The organism is Pseudomonas sp. HN8-3 (assembly GCF_020790195.1).
Lineage (GTDB): Bacteria > Pseudomonadota > Gammaproteobacteria > Pseudomonadales > Pseudomonadaceae > Aquipseudomonas > Aquipseudomonas synxantha_A.
The window spans coordinates 4,089,059-4,111,278 of sequence record NZ_CP086206.1 but is presented as its reverse complement, the minus strand read 5'-3'; the positions used below and the strand labels follow the sequence as shown (position 1 = coordinate 4,111,278).

Sequence of the window (22,220 nt, the reverse complement as noted above, 5' to 3'; positions counted from 1 at the left end):
CTTTTTATAAAAATATGAATTTCGCAACGAAAATCGCGCACAACACCCACAGGCTGACAGAAATCTCGCGGTACTTGCCGGTGCCGGCCTTCAGCGCTACATAGGTGATAAAGCCCAGAGCGATCCCGTCGGCGACCGAGAACGTCAGCGGCATCATGATGGCAGTGACGATCGCCGGAATGCTGTCGGTAGCTTCATCCCAATTGATATGGGCCATGCTCGCCATCATCAGCATCGCTACGTAGATCAGCGCGCCAGCGGTGGCGTAGGCGGGAATCATGCCGGCCAGCGGTGCGAAGAACATCGCCGCCACGAACAGCACACCCACCGTTACAGCGGTCAACCCGGTGCGGCCACCGGCTGCCACACCTGCGGCGCTTTCCACGTAGCTGGTCACTGGCGGCACGCCAACCATGGCGCCGAACACACTGGAAGCACTGTCGGCCTTCAATGCGCGGGACAGGTTGTCGATCTTGCCGTCGGCCTTGACCAGCCCGGCCCGTTGGGCAACGCCCATCAGTGTACCGGCAGTGTCGAACATGTGTACAAAAAGAAAGGCAAATACCACGCTGATCATGCTCACATTGAACACACCCATTACGTCCATCGCCATCCAGGTCGGTGCCAGGCTCGGTGGGGTGGAGAGAATGCCGTTGTAATGCACCAGGCCCAGGCCCCAGCCGGCCAGGGTCACGGCGATGATGCTGATGAGAATTGCACCGAATACACGGTGATAACTGAGGATGGCGATCAGCAGGAAGCACACCGCCGCCAGCAGCGGGGCGGGTTCATGCAGGGAGCCGAGCTTGATCAGGGTGGCCGGGCTGTCGACGATGATGCCGGCGGTTTTCAGGCCGATCACCCCGAGGAACAGGCCCACACCTGCGCCCATGGCATGACGCAGGCTGACCGGAATACTGTTGAGCAGCCATTCTCGGATGCGTGACAGCGTCAGAATCATGAACAGTACGCCCGAGATAAACACCGCGCCGAGGGCGGTTTCCCAGTTGTAGCCCATGGTGCCGACCACGGTGTAAGTGAAAAACGCGTTCAGGCCCATACCCGGCGCCAGGCCCACCGGCCAGTTGGCGTACAGGCCCATCAACAGGCACCCCAGGGCTGCGGCGATGCAGGTGGCGACAAAGGCCGCACCGTGATCAATACCGGCGTCGGCCATGATGTTGGGATTGACGAAGATGATGTAGGCCATGGTGATGAAGGTGGTGAGGCCGGCGATCAGCTCGGTCTTCACTGTGGTGCCATGCAAGCGCAGTTTGAACAGGCGTTCCAGCCAACCGCCTTGCGGCGTGGCCTGGTCCAACGTAGGGGCTTCGGTTTTACGGCTATCCACAGCGAGTACTCCTCAATCGTTTTATTGTTATGTCCAGCGCCGGTCACATGAGTGGGCAACAGCGCTTTGAGGTACTGGCGGGTTTGTTGACCAAAAGGTCAGGAACTCGCACGAAGCGAATTATGCTTTTGTATACAAATAAAGCAAATAATGTTTTCGAATGTCTGGGCGAAAGTGGATGAAAGGCTGACTCCCAGGGGGACAGGTAGATTTATTCCGCCCGCCGCCTTGAAACATTGCCGCAATACCCGCACTTTGAGGGCGCAAGCATTCGCTCGGAATGCGCAAAGCGGCATAAGGGGAGCCCATGTACAAGGTTTATGGCGATTACAAGTCGGGCAACTGCTACAAGATCAAATTGATGCTTAGCTTGTTGGGGATCCCGTTTCAGTGGATCGATATCGACATCCTCAAGGGCGACACCCAGACCCCTGAGTTCCTGGCGAAGAACCCCAACGGCAAGATCCCGGTGCTGGAGCTGGAAGACGGCACCTGCCTATGGGAGTCCAATGCGATTCTCAATTTCCTCGCCGATGGCAGCGAGTTCCTGCCCACGGAACCGCGCCTGCGCACCCAGGTATTGCAGTGGCAGTTTTTCGAGCAGTACAGCCATGAGCCGTATATAGCGGTGGCGCGGTTTATCCAGTTTTACCTGAATATGCCGCAGGACCGTCTTGAGGAATACAAGACCACCCACAAGGGCGGTTACAAGGCATTGAGAGTCATGGAGCGCCAGTTGCAAGCCACGCCGTACCTGGTGGGCGACACCTATTCGATTGCTGATATCGCGCTGTATGCCTACACCCATGTAGCCCATGAAGGCGGCTTTGATTTGGCGCCTTACCCGGCGGTGCAGGCGTGGTTGCAGCGGGTGGCCAGCCATCCCAAGCACGTGGCGATGCTGGATTGAGTTCACATTTAGAGCGATGTGCTTGTAGATAATGTGCTGTTGAGCAGTTCAAAGCAGCGCTGCGCCGCCGGGCTCAATGCCATCGCGCTGCGTGTGATCAAGCCGATCTCCCGGTTCACGCCGGGATGATCGATGTCGATTCGCTTCAATCCCTCCAGGCTGTCCGCCGCCGATTCCGGCAGCACGCTGATCCCCAACCCCTGGCGCACCAGCGCCAATACCGTCGACATGTAGTTGGCCTCCATGCCCGCATTCAGCGTCAGCCGTGTCTGGTCGAACAGTGCGTCGACCTGTTCGCGCACGCTGCTGTCACGTCCGGTAAGGATAATTGGCTGGTCGGCCAGTTGCGCCAGGGTCAGTGACCGATAGCGCGTCAGCGCATGATCCAGCGGCACAAACGCGCACAAGCGATCATTGAGCACCGGCTGAAATTGCAGGCCATGGCTCAGGCGCGCCCGTACGCCGATGCCGAAATCCACCTCGCCGTTGCGGACCTGGGCATGGATGCGATGGGCCACCAGGTCATGCAGGCGCACCTCGATCCCGGCAAAGCGCTGGCGAAACAGGCGCAAGGCCGGAGGCAGGGCGCCGGCGCAAACTGACGGCAGGGCGGCGATGGTCACCACGCCGCGACGCAAGGCTGCGAGGTCGCGTGAGCCGGTGACGATGTTGTCCAGGTCCAGCAGCAGTTTTTCCATGGGCCCGCGCGCATCCTGGCCGGCAGCGGTGATGCTCACATGGCGCGGGCTGCGGTCGAGCAGGGCGACGCCGAGCCAGTCTTCCAATTGCTGTACTTGCACGGTCAGGGCCGAAGGCGACAGGTGCAGCTCGTGGGCCGCCTTGGTGAAACTACCGGTGCGGGCCACCGCGAGGAAGGCCTGGATGTGCTGGATCGAGTTCTTCATTTTGTTTTTCCGAACGTGCTAGGCCGAATATTCCAATTTACAAAGACTAACCCGCTTCCAATACTCCGGGAAAACAATAACCGGCCCAAAACGGCCACCCTGGAGTTATCCATGCTCGCAACCCTGGGCGTCATCACCATTCTCAGCCTGCTTGTCGCTGTCATGAGCAAGCGTCTCTCGCCACTGGTGGCCCTGATCGCCTTGCCGATCATCGCCGCGCTGGTCGGTGGGTTCGGCCTGCAAACCAGTGCCTTTATCATCACCGGTATCAAGAACGTCGCCCCTGTGGTCGGCATGTTTGTGTTCGCGATCCTGTTTTTCGGGATCATGACCGATGCCGGGATGCTCGACCCCATCATTGATCGCATCCTGCGCACGGTAGGGACGCGTCCTACACGAATTGTGGTCGGCACCGCGACGCTGGCGTTGCTGGTGCACCTGGACGGCTCTGGCGCGGTGACCTTTCTGGTGACGGTGCCGGCGATGCTGCCGCTGTATACGCGGCTGGGCATTGATAAACGCATCCTCGCCTGCGTGTGTGCGATGGCCGCAGGCGTCAACTTCCTGCCCTGGACCGGCCCGGTGCTGCGTTCGTCGGCGGCGCTGCATGTGCCGGTGGCCGATCTGTTCCAGCCGTTGATCCCGGTGCAGATCGTCGGGCTGATCTTCGTCTTCGCGTGCGCCTGGTGGCTGGGCCATCGTGAAGAAAAGCGCCTCGGCCTGGGCGCCGGTTCCGGCGTGGAGGCGGTGCCGCAACGGGTGCTCAGCGACGACGATATCAAGCTGCGCCGCCCACGGTTGTTCTGGGTCAACCTGATCCTGACCGTGCTGGTGATGGTGGTGATGATTGCCGGTTGGGTCGACCCGGTGGTGATGTTCATGCTCGGCACCGTGGTTGCGCTGTGCATCAACTACCCCAACGTGGACGCCCAGCGTGCGCGCATCGACGCCCATGCGAAAACCGCCCTGACCATGGCCAGTATCCTGCTCGCCGCCGGGGTGTTCACCGGCATCATGCAAGGCTCCGGCATGCTCAAGGCTATCGCCGAAGTAGCGGTGGCGCAGATTCCGGCGGGCCACGGCAAGTTGATCCCGGCGGTCGTGGGGTTCCTGTCGATGCCCCTGAGCATGTTGTTTGACCCCGATTCCTACTACTTCGGCGTGATGCCGGTGATCGCCGAAGTCGGCAAGGCGCTGGGCGTCGATCCCCTGCAAGTGGCCCAAGCCTCGTTGCTGGGCGTGCACACCACCGGTTTTCCGGTCAGCCCGCTGACGCCCGCGACCTTCCTGTTGGTGGGCCTGTGCAAGATCGAGTTGGCCGATCACCAGCGATTCACGATTCCTTTTCTGTTTGCCGCCTCGGTGTTGATGACCCTGACGGCGTTGCTCCTGGGAGTGATTTGAGATGAACACCTTGCGCATTGGCTCCGGCGCCGGCTATTCCGGTGACCGTATCGAACCTGCCGTGGAACTGGCCGAACATGGCGACCTGGATTACCTGGTCTTCGAATGCCTGGCCGAACGCACCATTGCCCTGGCACAACAGGCGCGCATCGGCGACCCGCAGGGCGGTTATGACCCGTTGCTGAGTGAACGCATGCGCCGAGTATTGCCCTGCGTGGGCCAGCCCGGCGGTCGCCGTCGCTTACGGGTGATCACCAATATGGGCGCGGCCAACCCGGTGTCGGCGGCCATTGAAGTGCGGCGCATTGCTGCCGAGCTGGGCCTGGGTCTGAAGGTTGTCGCGGTGGTGGGGGATGATGTGCTGCACGCTTTGCCTGCCGAGCAGGTGCTGGATAACGGCCAGTCTGTTGGCTCCCTTGGCGAGCGGTTGATCTCTGCGAATGCCTACCTGGGTGTTGACGGCATTCTTGAGGCGCTGCGCGCCGACGCCGATGTCGTCATCACCGGGCGGGTGGCCGACCCTTCGTTGTTCCTGGCGCCTCAGATGTTCGAGTTTGGCTGGGCCTTCGATGATTGGCAACGATTGGGCCGGGGCACGTTGGTGGGGCATTTGCTGGAGTGCGCGGGGCAGGTCAGTGGCGGTTACTTCGCTGATCCCGGTTTCAAGGATGTGGAGAATCTGGCGCGCCTGGGCTTTCCCCTGGCCGAGATCGACGCCGACGGCAATGCGGTGATCACCAAGGTGGCAGGCTCCGGTGGGCGGGTCAGTCGCGCGACCTGTGCTGAACAACTGATCTATGAAGTTCACGACCCAGCAGCCTATTTGACCCCGGATGTGACGGCCGACTTTTCCCGGGTGGGGTTTGTCGAGGAGGGCGTGGACCGGGTGCGCGCTGAGGGGGCGAGCGGGCGTGCTCGGCCTGATCAACTGAAGGTCAGCGTCGGTTATCTGGACGGTTGGATCGGTGAAGGGCAGATGTCCTACGGCGGTCCCGGTGCTGTCGCACGGGCCGAGTTGGCGCGGGACGTGGTGCTCAGGCGCCTGGCGTTGATCGGCGTAAACATGCAGGACCTGCGCGCCGAATTGATCGGCATGGATTCATTGCACGGCCCGCGCAGCAGCGTCGAGCCTTGGGAAGTGCGCCTGCGGGTTGCCGCCCGTTGTGACGAGCGCAGCGACGCCGTGCGGGTTGGCAATGAAGTGGAGACCCTCTACACCAACGGCCCGGCCGGCGGCGGTGGGGCGAGCAAGAGCGTGCGTCAGGTGGTGGCGGTGGCATCGTTGCTGTTGCCCCGTGAAGCGGTCAAACCGAGGATTGAAGAATGAAACTGCACAGACTGGCTCATTCCCGCACAGGGGATAAGGGCGACACGTCAAACATCTCGATCATTGCCTATCGCGCGCAAGACTACCCATTGCTGTGCGAACAGCTGACGGCCGAGCGCGTCACGGAGTTTTTCAAGGATTTGCTCGAACCGCTTGCGGCCCCGGTTCGGCGTTATGAATTGCCGAATGTGCAGGCGCTGAACTTCGTGTTGCCGGGCATCCTGCGTGGCGGCGTGACCCGCTCGCTGGCGCTGGATGCCCACGGCAAGTGCCTGGGCTCGGCACTGCTGGATCTGGACCTGACAACACCGATCTGATTTCTGTAGGAGCGAGCTTGCTCGCGAAAAACGTCAACGATAACGCGTGCTTCCTGAATAAACGCGGTGCCTGTGAGTTTTTCGCGAGCAAGCTCGCTCCTACATTGACCGTCGCGTGCTTCAGATTGCCGCGAAGCGCTTGTCCAGGTAGTCGATGATCACCTTGGAGTCGTACATCCAGGTGGTCTGGCCGTTCTCTTCGATGCGCAGGCACGGCACCTTGATCTTGCCGCCTTGTTCCAGCAGGGTCTGGCGGTCCTGCTCGTTGTTCTTTGCGTCCTTCAGGGCTACCGGCACGTTCAGGCGATGCAGGGTGCGGCGGGTCTTCACGCAAAACGGGCAGGCGTGGAATTGGTACAGCGTCAGCGCCTTGGCCGCGTCGTTCACCCGCGCCTGTTGTTCGGCGGGGCGCTGCTTTTTGCGTGGGCGGGTCAGGAAATCGCCCGCGATGATAATCTGGCCGAGGCCCACTCGAAGTGCTTTGACGAACATGGCTGTTACCTCTTGCCCATAACTGAGGGGGCGCAGCTTACCTGATTTCTGCAGGCGAAAAAAAACCGGCGATGAACGCCGGTTCTTTCCTACCCAGCCCGTTACTTGATCAGGCTGAGAAATTCGCTGCGAGTGGCCGCGTTATCGCGGAACTCACCGAGCATCACCGAGGTGATCATCGACGAATTCTGTTTTTCCACACCGCGCATCATCATGCACATGTGCTTGGCTTCGATTACCACGGCCACGCCCAGGGCGCCGGTCACTTGCAGCACCGCATCAGCGATCTGGCGGCTGAGGTTTTCCTGGATCTGCAGGCGGCGCGCATACATGTCGACGATTCGTGCAACCTTCGACAGGCCCAGCACTTTGCCGCTTGGAATGTAGGCCACATGGGCCTTGCCGATAAACGGCAGCAGATGGTGTTCGCACAACGAGTACAGCTCGATGTCCTTGACCAGCACCATTTCGCTGTTATCGGAGCTGAACAAGGCACCGTTGGTGACTTCTTCGAGCGTCTGTTCATAACCGCGGCAAAGGTACTGCATCGCCTTGGCGGCACGCTTTGGCGTGTCGAGCAGACCCTCGCGGGAGACGTCCTCGCCGAGTTGGCCGAGAATCTCTGTGTAATTCTGTTCCAGGGACATGAAACTACCTGTGGGATTTTCGCAAAGCGCAAGGTTACGGTGGCGGGCACATCGCTGCAAGCCTGACGATGGCACTTTACTCGTCGCGGCCTTCGAGCATGGTCCGCTTGAGCATCACATACACCGCACCGGCACCGCCGTGGCGGGCCTGGCAGGAAGTAAAGCCGAGCACCTGGGCATGTTGACGCAGCCAGGTGTTGACGTGGCTCTTGATCATTGGCCGCTTGCCATCCAGCCGCACAGCCTTGCCGTGGGTGACGCGCACGCAGCGGATTTCGAATTTAGTCGCTTCGGCGAGGAACGCCCACAGGGTTTCCCGGGCCTTTTCCACGTTCATGCCGTGCAGGTCGAGGCTGCCTTCGAACGGGACCTGGCCGGCCTTGAGCTTGCGCATCTGGCTTTCTTGCACACCATCTCGGGCCCACATCAGCTCATCTTCGGGGCCGACGTCAATCACGAACTGATCCGACAGGCCATCCACGGTAGTGGCGTCGCTGCGCACGGTCGCGGCCTGGCGCAGCTTGGCGATCTGTGCCCGGTCGGTCTTGGGTTTGCCGGTGTCGGCGCGGTCGTGCTTGATCGGCTTGACGCCGCGCAGCTCGTTTTTGAACAGGGAAAAATCGTCGTCTTGCATGTCAGCCTCCGCGAAGGGCGGGCAGTTTACCTAAATCGCGGCGGCCAGGGCGCAGCAAACGCTATCCAAGCGCCATCAGTCGTGCTTTTTCATCAGGTGCGAGGCGATATTCAACGACAAGGGCTGACGCATCCGCCGACGGCTGCGGCGCCATAACCATACGCCCAACCACAGCACCAGCAGGCCGATCCCCAACAGGATCGCCGAGCCGCCCGGGCTGGCATTCAACTCGCCCAGTGCCGGCGAATGCCCAAACAGGCCGGCGCCACCAGCGCCTGCCAACAACAAGCCTATGATCGCCAGCAACGCGGCAATGCCCGCCACCAGGCGCAGACGCCAGTTGCTCGGGCCCTTGGGGCGCAAGCGACGAGCATCAAAACCATCGGATATCTTCATTCCGACCTTTCCTCCAGGGTATCGGCCCTTCGACCGGACAATACACAGGTTGTTCCGGAGGGAGGGGTAAATGCGCCAAATGAAAGGGCTTTGCGGATGAGCGGAGCAATAAACACGCCGCTCAACGCCAGAATGATCAGATCAGATCTTTAGTCAGTGCGAGGGTGGCGAAGTTGTCGGCCATGATCGCCATTTCGGTGTGCTGCACATGTTCGGCGCTCAGGATGCCGCCCTTGTAGGGCAGGTCGCGAGTGGCGCAGGCGTCTTCCACCAGGGTGCAGCGAAAGCCCAGGTTCTTGGCCGCACGCACGGTGGTGCTGACGCTGGAGTGGCTCATGAAGCCGCAGACGATCAGGTCCAGGGAGCCAAGGTCCTGCAAGTGTTTTTCCAGGCCGGTGCCGTGGAAGGCGCTCGGCAGCAGTTTGCCGATGATGGTTTCGTCACCCTCTGGCTCAAGCCCCGGGATGAATTCGCCGCGCTCGCCCTGTGGATCAAACAGACCGCCTACGGTACCCAAGTGGCGTACATGCACAATCGGGCGCCCGGCATTGCGCGCGGCGCTGACCAGTTGTTTGATATTAGCGACAGCTGCGTCCATGCCCGAGAGGGCGAGCGGGCCGCTGAGGTATTCCTTCTGGGCGTCGATGATCACGAGGGTCGCATGACTGAGGTTGGCTGCTGCGTAACCGCGACCGCTGAGTTGAAACATCGTCTTTGGAACGGACATTCTGGGGCTCCTGTGAGTGGGGCTTTTGCGACATTGTCCACTGGCTGAGCGCTTCTGTGAATCGCTACTATCGTAAGGTACGCCGTTGCTGGCGTGCAGCCATGTCAAGAGGTGGGCTTGTTTAACACAATGCGGGGCAATTGGATGAAATCCGACGTACGGCGCCAGTTTTTTCGTACATCGTCGGTACAGGTGAAGGCTGTTAGAATTGCCAGTCGTTTTTTCCAGGAGCTTGCCCCGTGATCACTTCCCGCCTGCGCACGTTGCGCGACCATATCCGTTGGGCTGTCAGCCGTTTCCATGGGGAAGACCTGTTTTTTGGCCATGGCACCGACAATGCCTGGGACGAAGCTCGGCAATTGGTGCTCGGCGCCTTGCACCTGCCGTGGGAAATTGCCGACAGCTACCTGGATTGCAACCTCGAAGAAGAGGAAATCTCCCATGTGCAGCGTTTACTGCATCGCCGTATTCACGAGCGTGTGCCCACCGCGTACCTGTTGAAAGAGGCGTGGTTCTGCGGCATGTCGTTTATTGTCGATGAGCGCGTGTTGATCCCGCGTTCACCGATTGGCGAACTGATCGAAAACCGCTTCGAACCCTGGTTGGCGCAGCCGCCGGCGCGCATCCTCGACCTGTGCACCGGCTCCGGTTGCATCGGCATTGCCTGTGCGTACGAGTTCCAGGAGGCCGAAGTGGTACTGGGTGACCTGTCCTTCGAAGCCCTTGAAGTGGCAAACCAGAATATCGAGCGCCATGGCGTCGATGAGCGGGTCTATACCGTGCAGGGCGATGGTTTTGACGGCTTGCCCGGCCAGCGATTCGACCTGATCGTGTCAAACCCACCGTATGTGGATGCCGAAGATTTTGCCGACATGCCGGATGAATACCAGCACGAGCCGGAACTGGGCCTGGCCTGTGGTGACGACGGCCTGAACCTGGTACGCCGGATGCTGGCCGAAGCGGCGGACCATCTGACCGAGAAGGGTTTGCTGATTGTCGAAGTGGGCAACAGCCAGGTGCATGTTGACGCGCTGTATCCGGAAGTCGACTTTGCCTGGCTGGACTTCCAGCGGGGTGGGCATGGGGTGTTCATGCTGACGGCTGAGCAGTGTCGCCAACACCAGGCCGTTTTCGCTGCCCGGATATAACTGCAGAAACTCGGTCAATGTGGGAGCTGGCAAGCCAGCTCCCACATTTTGATTGCATTTCAATCTATCAGCGGTGAGTGGCAATCCAGATCAACAACCCTGCCTGAAACACCGTAAACGCCACCAGGCACGTGATGGTAAAGCGCAGCCCGCTGTCCTCGCGCTTGAACTTGATGACTTTTTCCTCTTCCTTGCGCAGCTTCACTTCCTGTTCCGCCAGGTTCTGATCGGCCTGTTGCAGCATCTGCGCGGCTTCGAGGATCTCCACGAACTGCACCTTCTCGGTGTTCCAACTGTCCAGCACGTCGCCAACCTTGCCCGGCTGCACATTGCCTTTGAGGTGCTGCACGTCGGCATAGGCCACATCAAATCCCTGGATACGCAAAAAGTGATCACGACGCAGGCGCGTGGCTTCGTTGAGGGCGTCCTTGTTGGCCAGGTCCACGCCGTCGACGCGGTAGTGGGACCACTTCTTCTTCGCCCAGGCGGCGGCCTGAGCGACCAGGAAACGGCCGATCCCCCGGTTGGCCGGTTCGATTTCCAGGCTGTTGCCTGGGCCGAAATGCACGCGATGTTTATCGTGGTCCACCCAGATATCCAGGTGGTTCTGCTCTCGGCGTACTCGCTGGCCGGGCAGTTGAATAACCATGCGCAACAGGCTGTGGTGCTTGTCGTGGCGCTCGGCATAGCCGAACTGCACAAAGCGCAACGGCCGTGCGCCAGTGGCACGGTCGGTGGTCAGCGGAGCCAGGCGCAGCATCTTGAAGTGTTCGGCGTGGACGTCCGCCCACGGCAGGGCCGCCGCCTCGACGGCCGCGGTTGCAGTCGAGGTGTCGGCGGTAGATTCGGGTGTTGCTTCGGTGGTTGTCATGCGGCGCGATCCTGTCCAAGCCCAGCAAGCCGACAGTCTTTTTACTGTCGACTCTGGACTTATCGGCCGGTTTGCCCAGGACTGGAGGCAAATTGTCGCTTAACGGAGTTGAAGTCCGTCGATAAACGCGACGATACGCTGGCCCAGTTCCGCAGCCAGGGGCAGTTTCGGGTCATTGTAGGACGCCAGTTGCTGCTTCACGTTGTTGGGCACGATGCGCATCACGTGGTTCATGCCTTCGATAACCGTCAACTGCGCGTCGGGCTTGGCGTGTTTCAACTGCTGGGCATCCGCTACGCCGACCTGAATATCGTTGGTGCCCTGGATGATCAACGCCGGCATGTTCAGCCTGGCGAAGGCGGCCGATGGGTCGGCGCGGAACAGGCTGATCAGATAAGGCTGCACGCTTGGTCGGAAGATGCCTTCGAGTGGGCGCGGCACGTCGGCATCCACTTGGCCGGCCTTGAGGTGGTCGAGGATTTCATTGCTGCGCAACAACAGGGCAGGGGGCAAGTGATCGGCCAGTTGCTGGCGAATCACCTGGTCTACCGGGCGGGCGCTGCCCGATAGGGAAATCACCCCGGCCGGCGCCAGTTGCGGCGCGGCGAGGGCGGCTACCAGCGCGCCTTCGCTATGGCCCAGCACAATCAACGGGCCCATGCGTTTGTCGGCCTTGAGTAGCTTGCCCCAGGCCACCGCATCGGACACATAGGCGTCCAGGGTGAGGTTGCGCTCATCCGGCGTGGCGGCCAGGCTGGCGGCGACCCCGCGCTTGTCGTAGCGCACGCTGGCGATGTTATGTCGGGCAAGCACCCAGGCCAGGCGCTTGAGGCTGTCATTGCGGGCGCCGTCGGCGCTGTTGCCATTGCGGTCGGTAGGGCCGGAGCCGGCGATGATCAGCACCACCGGCACCGGTTTGTCGGACTGCGGCAACAATAATGAGCCAAACAGTTGGCCGCTGCCGGTGTCCAGGCTGATAGGGCGTTGCAGTACCACAGGGGAGGCGGCCTGGACCGCGGCGGTAAACAGGGTAAGGGTGAACAGCAGAACTCGCAGCATCATCGCGCCATCATCAGTGAGGTGCCGGTTGGACCAATGTCTACCGGTAAGGTTTCGAGGATGAACTAGTCGGTTAGCCTGCGTATACTGGCCGCCTTAAGTTATTACGGTTGACTTGATTCAACTGATTTCACGGAGCGCCCTGCATGTCCGGCAATACCTTCGGCAAGCTGTTCACTGTCACCACCGCGGGCGAAAGCCATGGCCCGGCGTTGGTCGCCATTGTCGACGGCTGCCCACCAGGCCTTGAGCTGTCCCTGGACGACCTGCAGCGTGACCTCGACCGCCGCAAGCCCGGCACCAGCCGCCACACCACCCAGCGCCAGGAGCCGGACGAAGTCGAAATCCTTTCCGGGGTGTTCGAGGGCCGCACCACCGGCTGCGCCATTGGCTTGTTGATTCGCAACACCGACCAGAAGTCCAAGGACTACTCGGCAATCAAGGATGTGTTCCGTCCGTCCCATGCCGACTACACCTACCACCATAAATACGGCGAGCGCGACTACCGTGGCGGTGGCCGCAGCTCGGCGCGTGAAACCGCCATGCGCGTGGCCGCCGGTGCCATCGCCAAGAAATACCTGGCCACCCAGGGCATCGTCATCCGTGGCTACATGAGCCAGTTGGGTCCGATTGAGATCCCGTTCAAGAGCTGGGACAGCGTGCAAGACAACGCCTTCTTCTGTCCCGACCCGGACAAGGTGCCGGAGCTGGAGGTCTATATGGACCAGTTGCGCCGCGCCCAGGACTCCGTCGGTGCCAAGATCACCGTGGTGGCCGAAGGCGTCAAGCCGGGCCTGGGCGAGCCGATCTTCGACCGCCTCGACGCCGAACTGGCCCACGCGCTGATGAGCATCAACGCGGTCAAAGGCGTGGAAATCGGCGCAGGCTTCGCCTGTGTTGCCCAGCGCGGAACCGAACATCGCGATGAGCTGACGCCTGAAGGTTTCCTCAGCAACAATGCGGGTGGCATCCTTGGCGGTATTTCCTCCGGCCAACCGATTGTTGCGCACCTGGCGCTCAAGGCGACCTCAAGCATTACCACACCGGGCCGTTCGATCGATGTACACGGCAACCCGGTGGACGTGATCACCAAGGGCCGTCATGACCCGTGCGTCGGCATCCGCGCCACACCGATTGCCGAAGCCATGATGGCCATCGTGTTGATGGACCACCTGCTGCGCAACCGTGGGCAAAATGCCGATGTGCGCGTGACCACACCGGTACTGGGCCAACTGTGATCGCCGCCGGCAAGCGAGCTTGCCAGGGTGAGTGCGCTTGTTGTGGCGAGCGAGCTTGCTCGCGCCGGGCTGCGAAGCAGCCCCAATAAAATGACCCCACCGCTCCCATACTGGCGCCTTTCCAGCTTTTACCTGTTCTACTTCGCCCTGCTCGGGGCGACGGCGCCGTTCCTGGCGTTGTACTTCGATCACCTGGGCTTTTCCAGCGCGCGTATCGGCGAACTGGTGGCCATCCCCATGCTGATGCGCTGCGTGGCGCCTAACCTGTGGGGCTGGATCGGCGACTTCACCGGCCGGCGCCTGGCCATTGTGCGATTTGGCGCGGCCTGTACCCTGGCCAGTTTCTGCCTGATCTTCGTCAGCAAGACCTACGCCTGGCTGGCGATGGTCATGGCCCTGCACGCATTCTTCTGGCACGCGGTGCTGCCGCAGTTTGAGGTCATCACCCTGGCCCATCTGCACAAGCAAACCTCGCGCTACAGCCAGATCCGTCTGTGGGGCTCCATCGGCTTTATCCTCACTGTAGTGATCATGGGGCGGCTGTTCGACTGGCTGAGCCTGGATATCTACCCGGTCGTGGTGGTAGTGATCATGGCCGGCATCATCGGCGCCAGCCTGTGGGTGCCCAATGCCCAGCCTGCCAGCCATGGCAATCGCTTGGCCGGTGACGGTTTCCTCAAGCAATTGCGCAGTCCCGGGGTGCTGGCGTTCTATGCCTGCGTGGCATTGATGCAAATGAGCCATGGCCCGTATTACACCTTCCTCACCCTGCACCTGGAACACTTGGGCTACAGCCGTGGCGTGATCGGGATGTTGTGGGCCCTGGGGGTGGTGGCGGAGGTCCTGATGTTCCTGGCCATGAGCCGTATCCTGGCGCGTTTTTCGGTGCGCCGGGTGCTGCTGGCCAGCTTTGTGCTGGCGGCGCTGCGCTGGTTGCTGCTGGGCTCCTTTGCCGAATTTTTCTGGGTGTTGCTGTTGGCGCAGCTCCTGCACGCAGCCACATTCGGCAGTTTTCACGCGGCGGCGATTGCCTTTGTGCAGCGCAGCTTCGGTGACCGTCAGCAAGGCCAGGGCCAAGCCCTGTACGCTGCCTTGGCCGGTACTGGCGGTGCCCTCGGCGCCCTGTATTCCGGTTATAGCTGGAACCTGCTGGGCCCGACCCTGACGTTCAGTATCGCCAGCGTCGCTGCGCTGGCCGCCGCCATTATCATTGGCCTTCGATTGCAAGAGCCGAATCAAGGAACCGTGCAATGAGTTACGTAGCCGTTTACCACATCGCCACCGCGGACACACCCAACAAGGTGCTGACCCATTTCGACGACATCCAGTCGACCCTGGCCGAACACCGCATAGGCTTTGAACGTTGGCAGCCCAGCGTTATCGAGAAAGGCGCCAGTGACGCGCAAATGATCGCGGTGTACCGTCCACAGATCGATGCGCGCGGCTATGCCACGGCGAAGGTGATCAGCGTGACGGGCGACCATCCCCAGATGCATGAATTGCGTGACCCGTTCCTGGTAGAGCGCACCTATCGTGAAGATAACGCGTATTTCTTCATCGCCGGCCAGGGCCTGTTCATGCTGCATGTGGGTGATTATGTATACGGCGTGCGCGCCGAGAAAAATGACCTGTTGGTTATCCCGGCGGGTATGTCGCACTGGCTCGACATCGGCGAGAACCCGCACTTGGTGGCGCTGCGTTTGTTCAACACCGCTCAGGGCGAGGTGCCGACGTTCAGCGCAGATAACATTGCCGCGCGTTTTCCAGGGCTGGACGACTAAGCATAAATATCTAAATGTTCAACCCGGGCAAGTTGGAACTTGTTGTGGGAAAACGCCTGAATATTCGTAGGGCGAAGCTGTTTGTTCTGTGTTGTACGCTTTCACTCCGCTGGTTATGTAACTCTCTGTGCGGCGCCAATGTTTATGTCATCTGTCAATAGGAGGAGTCCGAAAGGCGGTGCCGCATCAGCAGATATAAGGAGAGAGCGATGAGCAGCCCAGAGCAGACGTGTGCCCCCATCGATAGCGTGCCGACGGCTATCAGAAAACGCCTGAACTTGTCCGGCAAGCCCCTGACCCCAACGGAGCTGGAAATCCTGCGGTGGGCTTCCGAGGGCAAGACCATCTGGGAGATCAGCCAGATTCGCGGCACCTCCGAAGCGGCGGTGAAGTTTCATCTGCGCAATATCTACGGCAAGCTGGACGTGACCAACCGGGTACAGGCGAAAAACGAAGCCACTCGCCAAGGCTTGTGCTGAAGGCACAAAAAAGGGCCGCGACGCTCAACGGCGTCGCGGCCCTTTTCATGTCTGTCGCTTATGCCGAATGGTAGGTCGGCAGCGCAAAGCGGTTCTGGCTTTGCAGCATGGAAATCTGCGGCAGCTCGCTGGCTTGTTCGGCCAGGTCACGGCGAATGGCGCTGATCACCCAGGTCAATTGATCGGCGGTGTGCAATTGCTGGTACGAGATCGAGCGCTTGACCTGTTTGCCTTCGCTGTTGCGCAGGGTCAACAGGATCCCACCGTCAGGACGTGGCTGGGTGGTGACGTCGTAGTTGGAGAATACCGAAGCGAATTTATCTTGGATCAGGCTCATGTCTATCAGCTCCATTGGCTCAAGTTGGCAAGCATGGAGTGATAGGTGCAGTGATTGTGCCAGTATTGCCTAAAGAAAAAACTCTTTAAAAATCAGGCACTTATAAAATAATCGAATTTTCATTTTCGTGCAATTTGCATGAAAGGCCATCGTGCATCCTGCATTTTGCGTTATTTAGTCGGCGCCTTTGCGAAGGTGTCGGGCTTGCCTTACAGCTATTGACCGCCTTTTTTGCCGGAAAATTCCGTTGCCTGCGGCGACTTCCCTTTGGGATACAAAACTTTTCAAATCCCGCGTGTACAGCCCAAGAAGGGCTGACGTATTTTCCTGTGACGCATCGGGCGACTGCCTACGGGCTCGTCATGTATCTGGACTCGACCAAAAATAAGAAAAAGGACGTCCCGCCATGAGCCATCGGCAAAACGACATGATTACCTGGGGCATGATGCTGCGAAAGGTGCCTGCCATCGTTCGGGCGCTCCCGCGTGTGGTACGCGGCATGCGCGCGGCCAATGTCACCGACCCCAGGCAACCCTGCGGCCTGGGCTGGCATTTCGAGCAAGCGACCTTGCGCAATCCTGACGGTGCCGCGCTGCTTTACGCTGACCAGGTGATCAGCTATCGCGACGCCAATCAGCAGGCCAATCGCATCGCCCATCACCTGCATGACCAAGGCATTCGCAAAGGCGACGTGGTAGCGCTGTTAATTGAAAATCGCCCCGAGTTGCTGCTCAACGTGTTGGCCGTGGCCAAGCTGGGCGGCGTCTGCGCCATGCTCAATACGTCGCAAACCCAGGGAGCGCTGGTGCACAGCCTGACGCTGGTCGACCCGGTTGCCATTGTGGTGGGGGCAGAGTTGCTGAGCGCCTACGCAGCGGTGCGCGATCAGGTGCAGATTCCGGCCGAGCGCACCTGGTTTGTGGCGGATCAACCCGATGGCGCAGTTCCTGAGGGCTACATCGACCTGATGGCGGCCAGTGCCGGGCACCCGGTGGAGAACCTTGCGATCTGCGCGCAGATTTCCTACAACGATCCCTGCTTCTATATCTACACCTCCGGCACCACCGGCTTGCCCAAGGCCGGCATCATGAAGCATGGGCGCTGGACCAAAACCGCTGTGAGCTTCGGCAGGATTGCCCTGGACATGGCACCGCACGACGTTCTCTATTGCACCTTGCCGCTGTACCACGGCACCGGTTTGTGCGTGTGCTGGGGCTCGGCCATTATCGGCGCGTCCGGCTTCGCCATTCGGCGCAAGTTCAGCGCCAGCCAGTTCTGGGAGGATGCGCGCAAGTTCAACGCAACCACCCTCGGCTATGTCGGTGAGTTATGCCGCTATTTGCTCGACCAGCCCCTCAGCGAACAGGATCGCGATAACCGCGTGACCAAGATGGTCGGCAATGGCCTGCGCCCCGGTGTATGGGCGCAGTTCAAACAGCGCTATGAGGTGGAGCATATTTGCGAACTGTATGCGGCCAGTGACGGCAATATAGGTTTTACCAACGTGCTGAATTTTGACAACACCATCGGCTTTTGCCTGCAGCATTGGGCGTTGGTGGATTACGCTCCGGACACAGGGGAACCGTTTCGCGGCAGTGATGGGTTCATGCACAAGGTCTCAACGGGCGGGCAGGGCTTGTTGCTGGCGAAGATCGATGAAAAGTCACCGTTCGATGGCTACACCGACCCGCAAAAAAATCGCAAAGTGGTGATCAGCGACGTGTTCGAGAAGGGCGACCGGTATTTCAATACTGGCGATCTGGTACGCAGCATCGGCTTCGGTCATGCGCAATTTGTCGATCGCCTGGGGGACACCTACCGATGGAAGGGTGAAAACGTCTCGACCACCGAAGTGGAAAACGTGCTGCTGCAACACCCGCAAATCGCCGAAGTGGTGGCTTATGGTGTCGAGATCGCGAACACCAATGGCCGTGCTGGCATGGTCGCCATCACCCCGAGTGAGTCTCTGGCTGCCCTGGACATGCGCGAACTGCTGCAATTTGCCCACGGCCAGTTGCCGCACTATGCGGTGCCGCTGTTCCTGCGGATCAAGGTAAAAATGGAAACCACCGGCACCTTCAAGTACCAGAAAATGAAACTCAAAGAGGAAGCATTCGACCCTGCCAAGGCCGGCAATGACCCGGTGTACGCCTGGCTGCCAGGTTCGCAGAGCTACGTGCCGGTTACCGGGCAATTATTGGCGCAGATCCAGGGCGGGCACTTTCGTTATTGATTCTGGCTATGGCGGCTTTTGACAAAAAAGCCATGACAGGGGGGAACTCCATCGCGACACTGGGCGCCTTATTCAGTTACACAAGCCGCCTCAGCAAGGAGCCCCCATGTCAGATCAGCCTAAACAAATGACCGAAGACGAAGCCGCCGAATTTGCCGAGCAGGTCTTCGACGTGGCCCGCCGCGGCGATGCAGCCATGCTTGCTGCGTTGTTGGCCAAGGGCTTGCCGGCCAACTTTCGTAATCACAATGGCGACACCTTATTGATGCTCGCGGCCTACCACGGCCACTCCGAGGCGGTAAAAGTACTGCTGGAATTCAAGGCCGACCCCTTGATCGCCAATGACAAGAACCAGTTGCCGATTGCTGGCGCGGCGTTCAAAGGCAACCTGCCTGTGGTTCAGGCCCTGATCGAAGGCGGCACGCCGGTTGAGGCGGCCTCATCGGATGGGCGTACGGCGTTGATGATGGCGGCGATGTTCAACCGCGTTGAAATGGTCGAATACCTGCTCGGTCAAGGCGCCAATCCCAAGGCTACCGACGCTCAAGGTGCCACGGCACTGGCTGCGGCACAGACCATGGGCGCGGTGGATACGGCGGCGCAGTTGCAGAAACTGGTGTAGGCTACGCGCCCTCGAAAACCCGCCCGCTACAGGATCGCCCATGAAAACCGCCCTCGTCGAACTCATCAGCAAAATCAGCGCCGGCGTCATGGCTGAGGACGAGGTGGCACGTATTGCCGACGAAGCGGCGCAAGCCTACGCAGACCCGGCCGCTTTCCTGGCGGCTAACCCGGATATCAACTACGACGACAGCTTCCCGATACCGCTGGGGGAGTGGGTGGTGGTCGGCAGCCTGCCCGACACGGTGTTGTTTCAGGCTGATACCTACGGCGACCTGTTCGCGCAGATCGTCGCCTCGTTTGGTCCGGGCGTGGCGTTCAATCTCAAGCCCAAGCAATTGACCAAGACTGAAGACCTGACCGCGTTGAACCGCATCCAGATTCAGATGAGCGCCTTGAGCCCGGAAGACGGCGGTTATGTGCTGATGAACTTCAGTCAGTTGCTCGATGATGAGATCCAGGCCGTATTGGTGTTCGGCAACGACCTGCCACGCGTGCTGCAACTGTGCGCTGAAGTCGGCATCAAGGCTGAGCCGTCGCTTGAGGCATTGAAGATCGCCGTGCACGTCTGAAATTAAAACGGAACCCCCGCCAAGGCTGACTATCCTACAAGTGCATGCCCTCACTTAGGAGCGACACCATGGGTTCCACTTTCAACGGCCTGATTGGCCTGATCATCCTCGCGCTGGATATCTGGGCGATCATCAACGTGTTCAAAAGCGGCGCAAGTACGGGCGCCAAAGTGCTGTGGATCCTGTTGATCCTGCTGTTGCCGGTACTGGGTCTGATTATCTGGGCTATTGCCGGGCCACGCGGTAACGTGCGGATCTGAGCGCCTCACTCCTCCTGGAGTCGGCGCAGTCAATGTGGGAGGGGGCTTGCTCCCGATAGCGGTGGATCAGTGACAAATAAGCTCACTGACACACCGCTATCGGGAGCAAGCCCCCTCCCACATTTGTTCGAAAAATTTGTGTATCGAAATATTCGCTGTACAGAATTTTCACATTCCATCCAAGACAATTCGCCGGCTTTATTCGCCTGCCAAGGCTCTATCCCTGGGGCCTTTAAAGACACGACAAGGTTGCACGTTCAGTAATTAATAGCCTTGCCGGCCTTGATCGGGCACCATTTGTGCCACCGCGTAAACCGCTTACCCCAGCCAGCCTGGGCGAGGGCGGACGCCACTGCATTATTTCGCAACTTAAACTTCCAATGGGTCCTAAAACGACATGGCAAACCCGGACGCCCTGAATCAGCAGCGAGCTTCAAATCGCCTGCTGCAACCGACCGTCAAATCCCATCTGGCGTACACGCTGCTCTGCGCACTGGTCATGATGGTGATGTTTTCCCTGCTGCGCCTGGCGTTGCTGGTCTACAACCGCGAGATGATCCTGGACACGCCGGCCTCGACGTTCCTGGAAGCGTTCGTCAATGGCCTGCGCCTGGATATCCGCTTGGTGATGTACCTGCTGATCCCGTTGCTGCTGGCGTTGTTCAGTGTACGGGCCATGGCGGCACGGGGTTTCTTCCGTTTGTGGCTGACCGTCGTGTCCAGCATCGCCTTGTTCCTGGGGCTGATGGAAATGGACTTCTACCGTGAATTCCACCAGCGCCTCAACGGCCTGGTCTTCCAGTATGTGAAGGAAGACCCGAAAACCGTGATGAGCATGCTCTGGTACGGTTTCCCGGTGGTGCGCTACCTGCTGGCCTGGGCCGTGGGCACGCTGATCCTGAGCATGGCCTTCAAGGGCGCCGACCGTGCAACGCGCCCGCGTGGCCCGTTCAGCGGCGGTACGATCAGCACGCGCCAGGTGGCTCCGTGGTACAGCCGCATCGCTGTATTCGTGGTTTGCCTGCTGGTCGCCGTGGTCGCCATTCGCGGCACCCTGCGTCAGGGCCCGCCATTGCGTTGGGGGGATGTCTACACCACCGATTCGAACTTCGCCAACCAGTTGGGCCTCAATGGCACCCTGTCGCTGATCGCGGCGGCCAAGGCGCGGTTCGGTGAAGACCGTGCCAACATCTGGAAAGCCACCCTCGAACAACCGCTGGCCACCCAGACCGTGCGCGACATGCTGGTGTTGCCGAGCGAAAAACTGGTGGATACCGACACCGCTGCCGTGCGCCGTGATTTCACGCCGCCGGCCGAGAAAACCCTGCCGATCAAGAACGTCGTAGTGATCCTGATGGAAAGCTTCGCCGGTCACTCGGTAGGCGCGTTGGGGCGTCCGGGCAATATCACGCCGTACTTCGACAAGCTGACCAAGGAAGGCTTGCTGTTCGACCGCTTCTTCTCCAACGGTACCCACACCCACCAGGGTATGTTCGCCACCATGGCCTGCTTCCCGAACCTGCCGGGCTTCGAATACCTGATGCAGACCCCGGAAGGCAGCCACAAGTTGTCGGGCCTGCCGCAGTTGCTCAGTGCGCGTGATTTCGACGATGTGTATGTCTACAACGGCGATTTCGCCTGGGACAACCAGTCGGGCTTCTTCAGCAACCAGGGCATGACCAACTTCATCGGCCGTAATGACTTTGTCGACCCGGTGTTCTCCGACCCGACATGGGGCGTGTCCGACCAGGACATGTTCAACCGTGGCCTGGAGGAACTCAAAGCCCGTGAAGGCGGCAAGCCGTTCTACGCATTGCTGCAAACCTTGTCCAACCACACCCCGTACGCGTTGCCGACGCCATTGCCGGTTGAAAAAGTCACCGACCGTGGCAGTCTCAACGAGCATTTGACGGCCATGCGCTACTCTGACTGGGCCTTGGGCCAGTTCTTTGAAAAGGCCCGCAAGGAGCCGTACTTCAAGGAAACGCTGTTCGTGATTGTGGGCGACCACGGTTTCGGCAACGAGCAACAGATCACTGAAATGGACCTGGGCCGCTTCAACGTGCCGATGCTGATGATCGCACCTGGCATGCAGGAAAAGTTCGGCGTACGTGACCACACCGTGGGCACCCAGATCGACATCGTGCCGACCATCATGGGCCGCCTGGGTGGCGACACGTTGCACCAGTGCTGGGGGCGTGACCTGTTGAACCTGCCGGAAGGCGACAAGGGCTTCGGCGTGATCAAGCCATCGGGCAGCGACCAGACCGTGGCCTTGCTTACCGCTGACCGCGTACTGGTATTGCCCAAGGAAATGCCACCCAAGTTGTGGGAATACACCCTGGGCGCCGAACCGACTGGCAAGGTGATCCCTGAGTCGCCGGACGAAGCTGCGCTCAAGCAGAAACTTGAGTCGTTCCTGCAGACCGCTACCAAGAGCCTGCTGGATAACACCGCAGGTGTTGTAGATGGTAAGCCGGACTAACTGACCGGCAATAAAAAAGAGGCCTC

General features: G+C 60.1%; 24 protein-coding genes. 14 read left to right on the top strand and 10 right to left on the bottom strand.

Annotated elements, in window-relative coordinates:
- Positions 1–4: 4 nt before the first annotated feature.
- On the bottom strand, positions 5–1,351 hold the full coding sequence (locus tag LJX92_RS18215) for an NCS2 family permease (protein ID WP_228308777.1): 1,347 nt from the start codon (positions 1,349–1,351) through the stop codon (positions 5–7).
- A 307-nt stretch (positions 1,352–1,658) separates the two neighbouring features.
- On the opposite strand from LJX92_RS18215, the gene LJX92_RS18210 reads away from it, so the two are divergent.
- Complete coding sequence (locus LJX92_RS18210; RefSeq protein WP_032880125.1) at positions 1,659–2,261, top strand: glutathione S-transferase family protein; 603 nt, start codon at positions 1,659–1,661, stop codon at positions 2,259–2,261.
- 8 nt (positions 2,262–2,269) lie between these two features.
- On the opposite strand, the gene LJX92_RS18205 is transcribed toward LJX92_RS18210, so the two are convergent.
- On the bottom strand, positions 2,270–3,166 hold the full coding sequence (locus tag LJX92_RS18205) for a LysR family transcriptional regulator (protein ID WP_032880126.1): 897 nt from the start codon (positions 3,164–3,166) through the stop codon (positions 2,270–2,272).
- Positions 3,167–3,277: 111 nt separating this feature from the next.
- Between LJX92_RS18205 and LJX92_RS18200 the strand changes: the two genes are divergently transcribed.
- The 3 genes from LJX92_RS18200 to LJX92_RS18190 are packed head-to-tail and all read left to right on the top strand — an operon-like array spanning position 3,278 to position 6,214.
- Positions 3,278–4,570 (top strand): CitMHS family transporter, encoded by a 1,293-nt coding sequence (locus LJX92_RS18200; protein WP_032880128.1) that lies wholly within the window; start codon positions 3,278–3,280, stop codon positions 4,568–4,570.
- A 1-nt stretch (position 4,571) separates the two neighbouring features.
- Positions 4,572–5,897 carry an acyclic terpene utilization AtuA family protein gene (locus LJX92_RS18195; protein WP_228308776.1) on the top strand — a complete coding sequence of 442 codons (1,326 nt, stop codon included), beginning with the start codon at positions 4,572–4,574 and terminating at the stop codon, positions 5,895–5,897.
- Positions 5,894–6,214, top strand: coding sequence for a hypothetical protein (locus tag LJX92_RS18190; protein ID WP_032880132.1), 321 nt, complete (start codon positions 5,894–5,896; stop codon positions 6,212–6,214). Before LJX92_RS18195 ends, LJX92_RS18190 begins: the two co-directional genes overlap by 4 nt.
- Before the next feature lie 120 nt (positions 6,215–6,334).
- Here the strand turns inward: LJX92_RS18190 and LJX92_RS18185 are convergent, their stop codons facing one another.
- The 5 genes from LJX92_RS18185 to LJX92_RS18165 all read right to left on the bottom strand — a co-directional run bounded on the left by LJX92_RS18185 (position 6,335) and on the right by LJX92_RS18165 (position 9,110).
- Positions 6,335–6,706, bottom strand: coding sequence for a glutathione S-transferase N-terminal domain-containing protein (locus LJX92_RS18185; protein WP_005789930.1), 372 nt, complete (start codon positions 6,704–6,706; stop codon positions 6,335–6,337).
- A 101-nt stretch (positions 6,707–6,807) separates the two neighbouring features.
- A complete protein-coding gene (gene folE, locus LJX92_RS18180) occupies positions 6,808–7,353 on the bottom strand; it encodes a GTP cyclohydrolase I FolE (protein WP_005789928.1) in 546 nt (181 codons plus the stop codon).
- Between the two features lie 76 nt (positions 7,354–7,429).
- Entirely contained in the window at positions 7,430–7,987 is a 558-nt protein-coding gene (locus LJX92_RS18175) for a Smr/MutS family protein (protein WP_005789925.1), read from the bottom strand.
- A gap of 75 nt (positions 7,988–8,062) precedes the next feature.
- Positions 8,063–8,383: a hypothetical protein gene (locus tag LJX92_RS18170; protein ID WP_005789923.1), complete on the bottom strand. Its 321-nt coding sequence runs from the start codon at positions 8,381–8,383 to the stop codon at positions 8,063–8,065.
- A 136-nt stretch (positions 8,384–8,519) separates the two neighbouring features.
- Entirely contained in the window at positions 8,520–9,110 is a 591-nt protein-coding gene (locus tag LJX92_RS18165) for a cysteine hydrolase family protein (protein WP_032880134.1), read from the bottom strand.
- A 239-nt stretch (positions 9,111–9,349) separates the two neighbouring features.
- Between LJX92_RS18165 and prmB the strand changes: the two genes are divergently transcribed.
- A complete protein-coding gene (gene prmB / locus LJX92_RS18160; protein ID WP_032880136.1) occupies positions 9,350–10,258 on the top strand; it encodes a 50S ribosomal protein L3 N(5)-glutamine methyltransferase in 909 nt (302 codons plus the stop codon).
- Positions 10,259–10,325: 67 nt separating this feature from the next.
- Here prmB and LJX92_RS18155 read toward each other — a convergent pair whose 3' ends face one another.
- Both LJX92_RS18155 and LJX92_RS18150 read right to left on the bottom strand, forming a co-directional pair.
- Positions 10,326–11,129 (bottom strand): hypothetical protein, encoded by an 804-nt coding sequence (locus LJX92_RS18155; protein ID WP_005789918.1) that lies wholly within the window; start codon positions 11,127–11,129, stop codon positions 10,326–10,328.
- 99 nt (positions 11,130–11,228) lie between these two features.
- Positions 11,229–12,191 (bottom strand): alpha/beta hydrolase, encoded by a 963-nt coding sequence (locus LJX92_RS18150; RefSeq protein WP_228308775.1) that lies wholly within the window; start codon positions 12,189–12,191, stop codon positions 11,229–11,231.
- A gap of 143 nt (positions 12,192–12,334) precedes the next feature.
- On the opposite strand from LJX92_RS18150, the gene aroC reads away from it, so the two are divergent.
- The 4 genes from aroC (at position 12,335) to LJX92_RS18130 (ending at position 15,686) form a co-directional block, all read left to right on the top strand.
- Entirely contained in the window at positions 12,335–13,426 is a 1,092-nt protein-coding gene (gene aroC / locus LJX92_RS18145) for a chorismate synthase (protein ID WP_228308774.1), read from the top strand.
- A 90-nt stretch (positions 13,427–13,516) separates the two neighbouring features.
- Entirely contained in the window at positions 13,517–14,680 is a 1,164-nt protein-coding gene (locus LJX92_RS18140; RefSeq protein ID WP_032880141.1) for an MFS transporter, read from the top strand.
- Positions 14,677–15,207, top strand: coding sequence for a 1,2-dihydroxy-3-keto-5-methylthiopentene dioxygenase (locus LJX92_RS18135; RefSeq protein WP_223018163.1), 531 nt, complete (start codon positions 14,677–14,679; stop codon positions 15,205–15,207). Before LJX92_RS18140 ends, LJX92_RS18135 begins: the two co-directional genes overlap by 4 nt.
- A 209-nt stretch (positions 15,208–15,416) precedes the next feature.
- Complete coding sequence (locus LJX92_RS18130; protein WP_032880144.1) at positions 15,417–15,686, top strand: response regulator transcription factor; 270 nt, start codon at positions 15,417–15,419, stop codon at positions 15,684–15,686.
- A gap of 58 nt (positions 15,687–15,744) precedes the next feature.
- On the opposite strand, the gene LJX92_RS18125 is transcribed toward LJX92_RS18130, so the two are convergent.
- Entirely contained in the window at positions 15,745–16,023 is a 279-nt protein-coding gene (locus LJX92_RS18125) for a DUF3509 domain-containing protein (RefSeq protein WP_003172952.1), read from the bottom strand.
- A 406-nt stretch (positions 16,024–16,429) separates the two neighbouring features.
- Between LJX92_RS18125 and LJX92_RS18120 the strand changes: the two genes are divergently transcribed.
- The 5 genes from LJX92_RS18120 (at position 16,430) to LJX92_RS18100 (ending at position 22,194) form a co-directional block, all read left to right on the top strand.
- The gene (locus LJX92_RS18120) at positions 16,430–18,256 is read left to right on the top strand and encodes a long-chain-acyl-CoA synthetase (RefSeq protein ID WP_228308773.1); all 1,827 of its coding nucleotides are present in this window, start codon (positions 16,430–16,432) and stop codon (positions 18,254–18,256) included.
- Between the two features lie 106 nt (positions 18,257–18,362).
- On the top strand, positions 18,363–18,878 hold the full coding sequence (locus tag LJX92_RS18115) for an ankyrin repeat domain-containing protein (protein WP_078821929.1): 516 nt from the start codon (positions 18,363–18,365) through the stop codon (positions 18,876–18,878).
- 40 nt (positions 18,879–18,918) lie between these two features.
- Positions 18,919–19,449 carry a hypothetical protein gene (locus LJX92_RS18110; protein WP_005789905.1) on the top strand — a complete coding sequence of 177 codons (531 nt, stop codon included), beginning with the start codon at positions 18,919–18,921 and terminating at the stop codon, positions 19,447–19,449.
- A 68-nt stretch (positions 19,450–19,517) separates the two neighbouring features.
- Positions 19,518–19,709, top strand: a complete 192-nt coding sequence (locus LJX92_RS18105; protein ID WP_003172956.1) for a PLDc N-terminal domain-containing protein — start codon at positions 19,518–19,520, stop codon at positions 19,707–19,709.
- Between the two features lie 397 nt (positions 19,710–20,106).
- Complete coding sequence (locus tag LJX92_RS18100) at positions 20,107–22,194, top strand: LTA synthase family protein (RefSeq protein WP_228308772.1); 2,088 nt, start codon at positions 20,107–20,109, stop codon at positions 22,192–22,194.
- Positions 22,195–22,220 lie beyond the last annotated feature (26 nt).

What these genes read in the sequence shown, in the direction of transcription:
- LJX92_RS18100 (WP_228308772.1), top strand. Translation starts at nt 20,107, where the DNA reads ATGGCAAACCCGGACGCCCTGAATCAGCAGCGAGCTTCAAATCGCCTG.
- LJX92_RS18130 (WP_032880144.1), top strand. Translation starts at nt 15,417, where the DNA reads ATGAGCAGCCCAGAGCAGACGTGTGCCCCCATCGATAGCGTGCCGACG.
- folE (WP_005789928.1), bottom strand. Translation starts at nt 7,353, where the DNA reads ATGTCCCTGGAACAGAATTACACAGAGATTCTCGGCCAACTCGGCGAG.
- LJX92_RS18210 (WP_032880125.1), top strand. Translation starts at nt 1,659, where the DNA reads ATGTACAAGGTTTATGGCGATTACAAGTCGGGCAACTGCTACAAGATC.
- LJX92_RS18150 (WP_228308775.1), bottom strand. Translation starts at nt 12,191, where the DNA reads ATGATGCTGCGAGTTCTGCTGTTCACCCTTACCCTGTTTACCGCCGCG.
- LJX92_RS18140 (WP_032880141.1), top strand. Translation starts at nt 13,517, where the DNA reads ATGACCCCACCGCTCCCATACTGGCGCCTTTCCAGCTTTTACCTGTTC.
- LJX92_RS18195 (WP_228308776.1), top strand. Translation starts at nt 4,572, where the DNA reads ATGAACACCTTGCGCATTGGCTCCGGCGCCGGCTATTCCGGTGACCGT.
- LJX92_RS18110 (WP_005789905.1), top strand. Translation starts at nt 18,919, where the DNA reads ATGAAAACCGCCCTCGTCGAACTCATCAGCAAAATCAGCGCCGGCGTC.
- LJX92_RS18115 (WP_078821929.1), top strand. Translation starts at nt 18,363, where the DNA reads ATGTCAGATCAGCCTAAACAAATGACCGAAGACGAAGCCGCCGAATTT.
- LJX92_RS18125 (WP_003172952.1), bottom strand. Translation starts at nt 16,023, where the DNA reads ATGAGCCTGATCCAAGATAAATTCGCTTCGGTATTCTCCAACTACGAC.
- LJX92_RS18205 (WP_032880126.1), bottom strand. Translation starts at nt 3,166, where the DNA reads ATGAAGAACTCGATCCAGCACATCCAGGCCTTCCTCGCGGTGGCCCGC.
- LJX92_RS18200 (WP_032880128.1), top strand. Translation starts at nt 3,278, where the DNA reads ATGCTCGCAACCCTGGGCGTCATCACCATTCTCAGCCTGCTTGTCGCT.
- LJX92_RS18120 (WP_228308773.1), top strand. Translation starts at nt 16,430, where the DNA reads ATGAGCCATCGGCAAAACGACATGATTACCTGGGGCATGATGCTGCGA.
- LJX92_RS18165 (WP_032880134.1), bottom strand. Translation starts at nt 9,110, where the DNA reads ATGTCCGTTCCAAAGACGATGTTTCAACTCAGCGGTCGCGGTTACGCA.
- LJX92_RS18185 (WP_005789930.1), bottom strand. Translation starts at nt 6,706, where the DNA reads ATGTTCGTCAAAGCACTTCGAGTGGGCCTCGGCCAGATTATCATCGCG.
- aroC (WP_228308774.1), top strand. Translation starts at nt 12,335, where the DNA reads ATGTCCGGCAATACCTTCGGCAAGCTGTTCACTGTCACCACCGCGGGC.
- LJX92_RS18190 (WP_032880132.1), top strand. Translation starts at nt 5,894, where the DNA reads ATGAAACTGCACAGACTGGCTCATTCCCGCACAGGGGATAAGGGCGAC.
- LJX92_RS18105 (WP_003172956.1), top strand. Translation starts at nt 19,518, where the DNA reads ATGGGTTCCACTTTCAACGGCCTGATTGGCCTGATCATCCTCGCGCTG.
- LJX92_RS18175 (WP_005789925.1), bottom strand. Translation starts at nt 7,987, where the DNA reads ATGCAAGACGACGATTTTTCCCTGTTCAAAAACGAGCTGCGCGGCGTC.
- LJX92_RS18155 (WP_005789918.1), bottom strand. Translation starts at nt 11,129, where the DNA reads ATGACAACCACCGAAGCAACACCCGAATCTACCGCCGACACCTCGACT.
- LJX92_RS18170 (WP_005789923.1), bottom strand. Translation starts at nt 8,383, where the DNA reads ATGAAGATATCCGATGGTTTTGATGCTCGTCGCTTGCGCCCCAAGGGC.
- LJX92_RS18135 (WP_223018163.1), top strand. Translation starts at nt 14,677, where the DNA reads ATGAGTTACGTAGCCGTTTACCACATCGCCACCGCGGACACACCCAAC.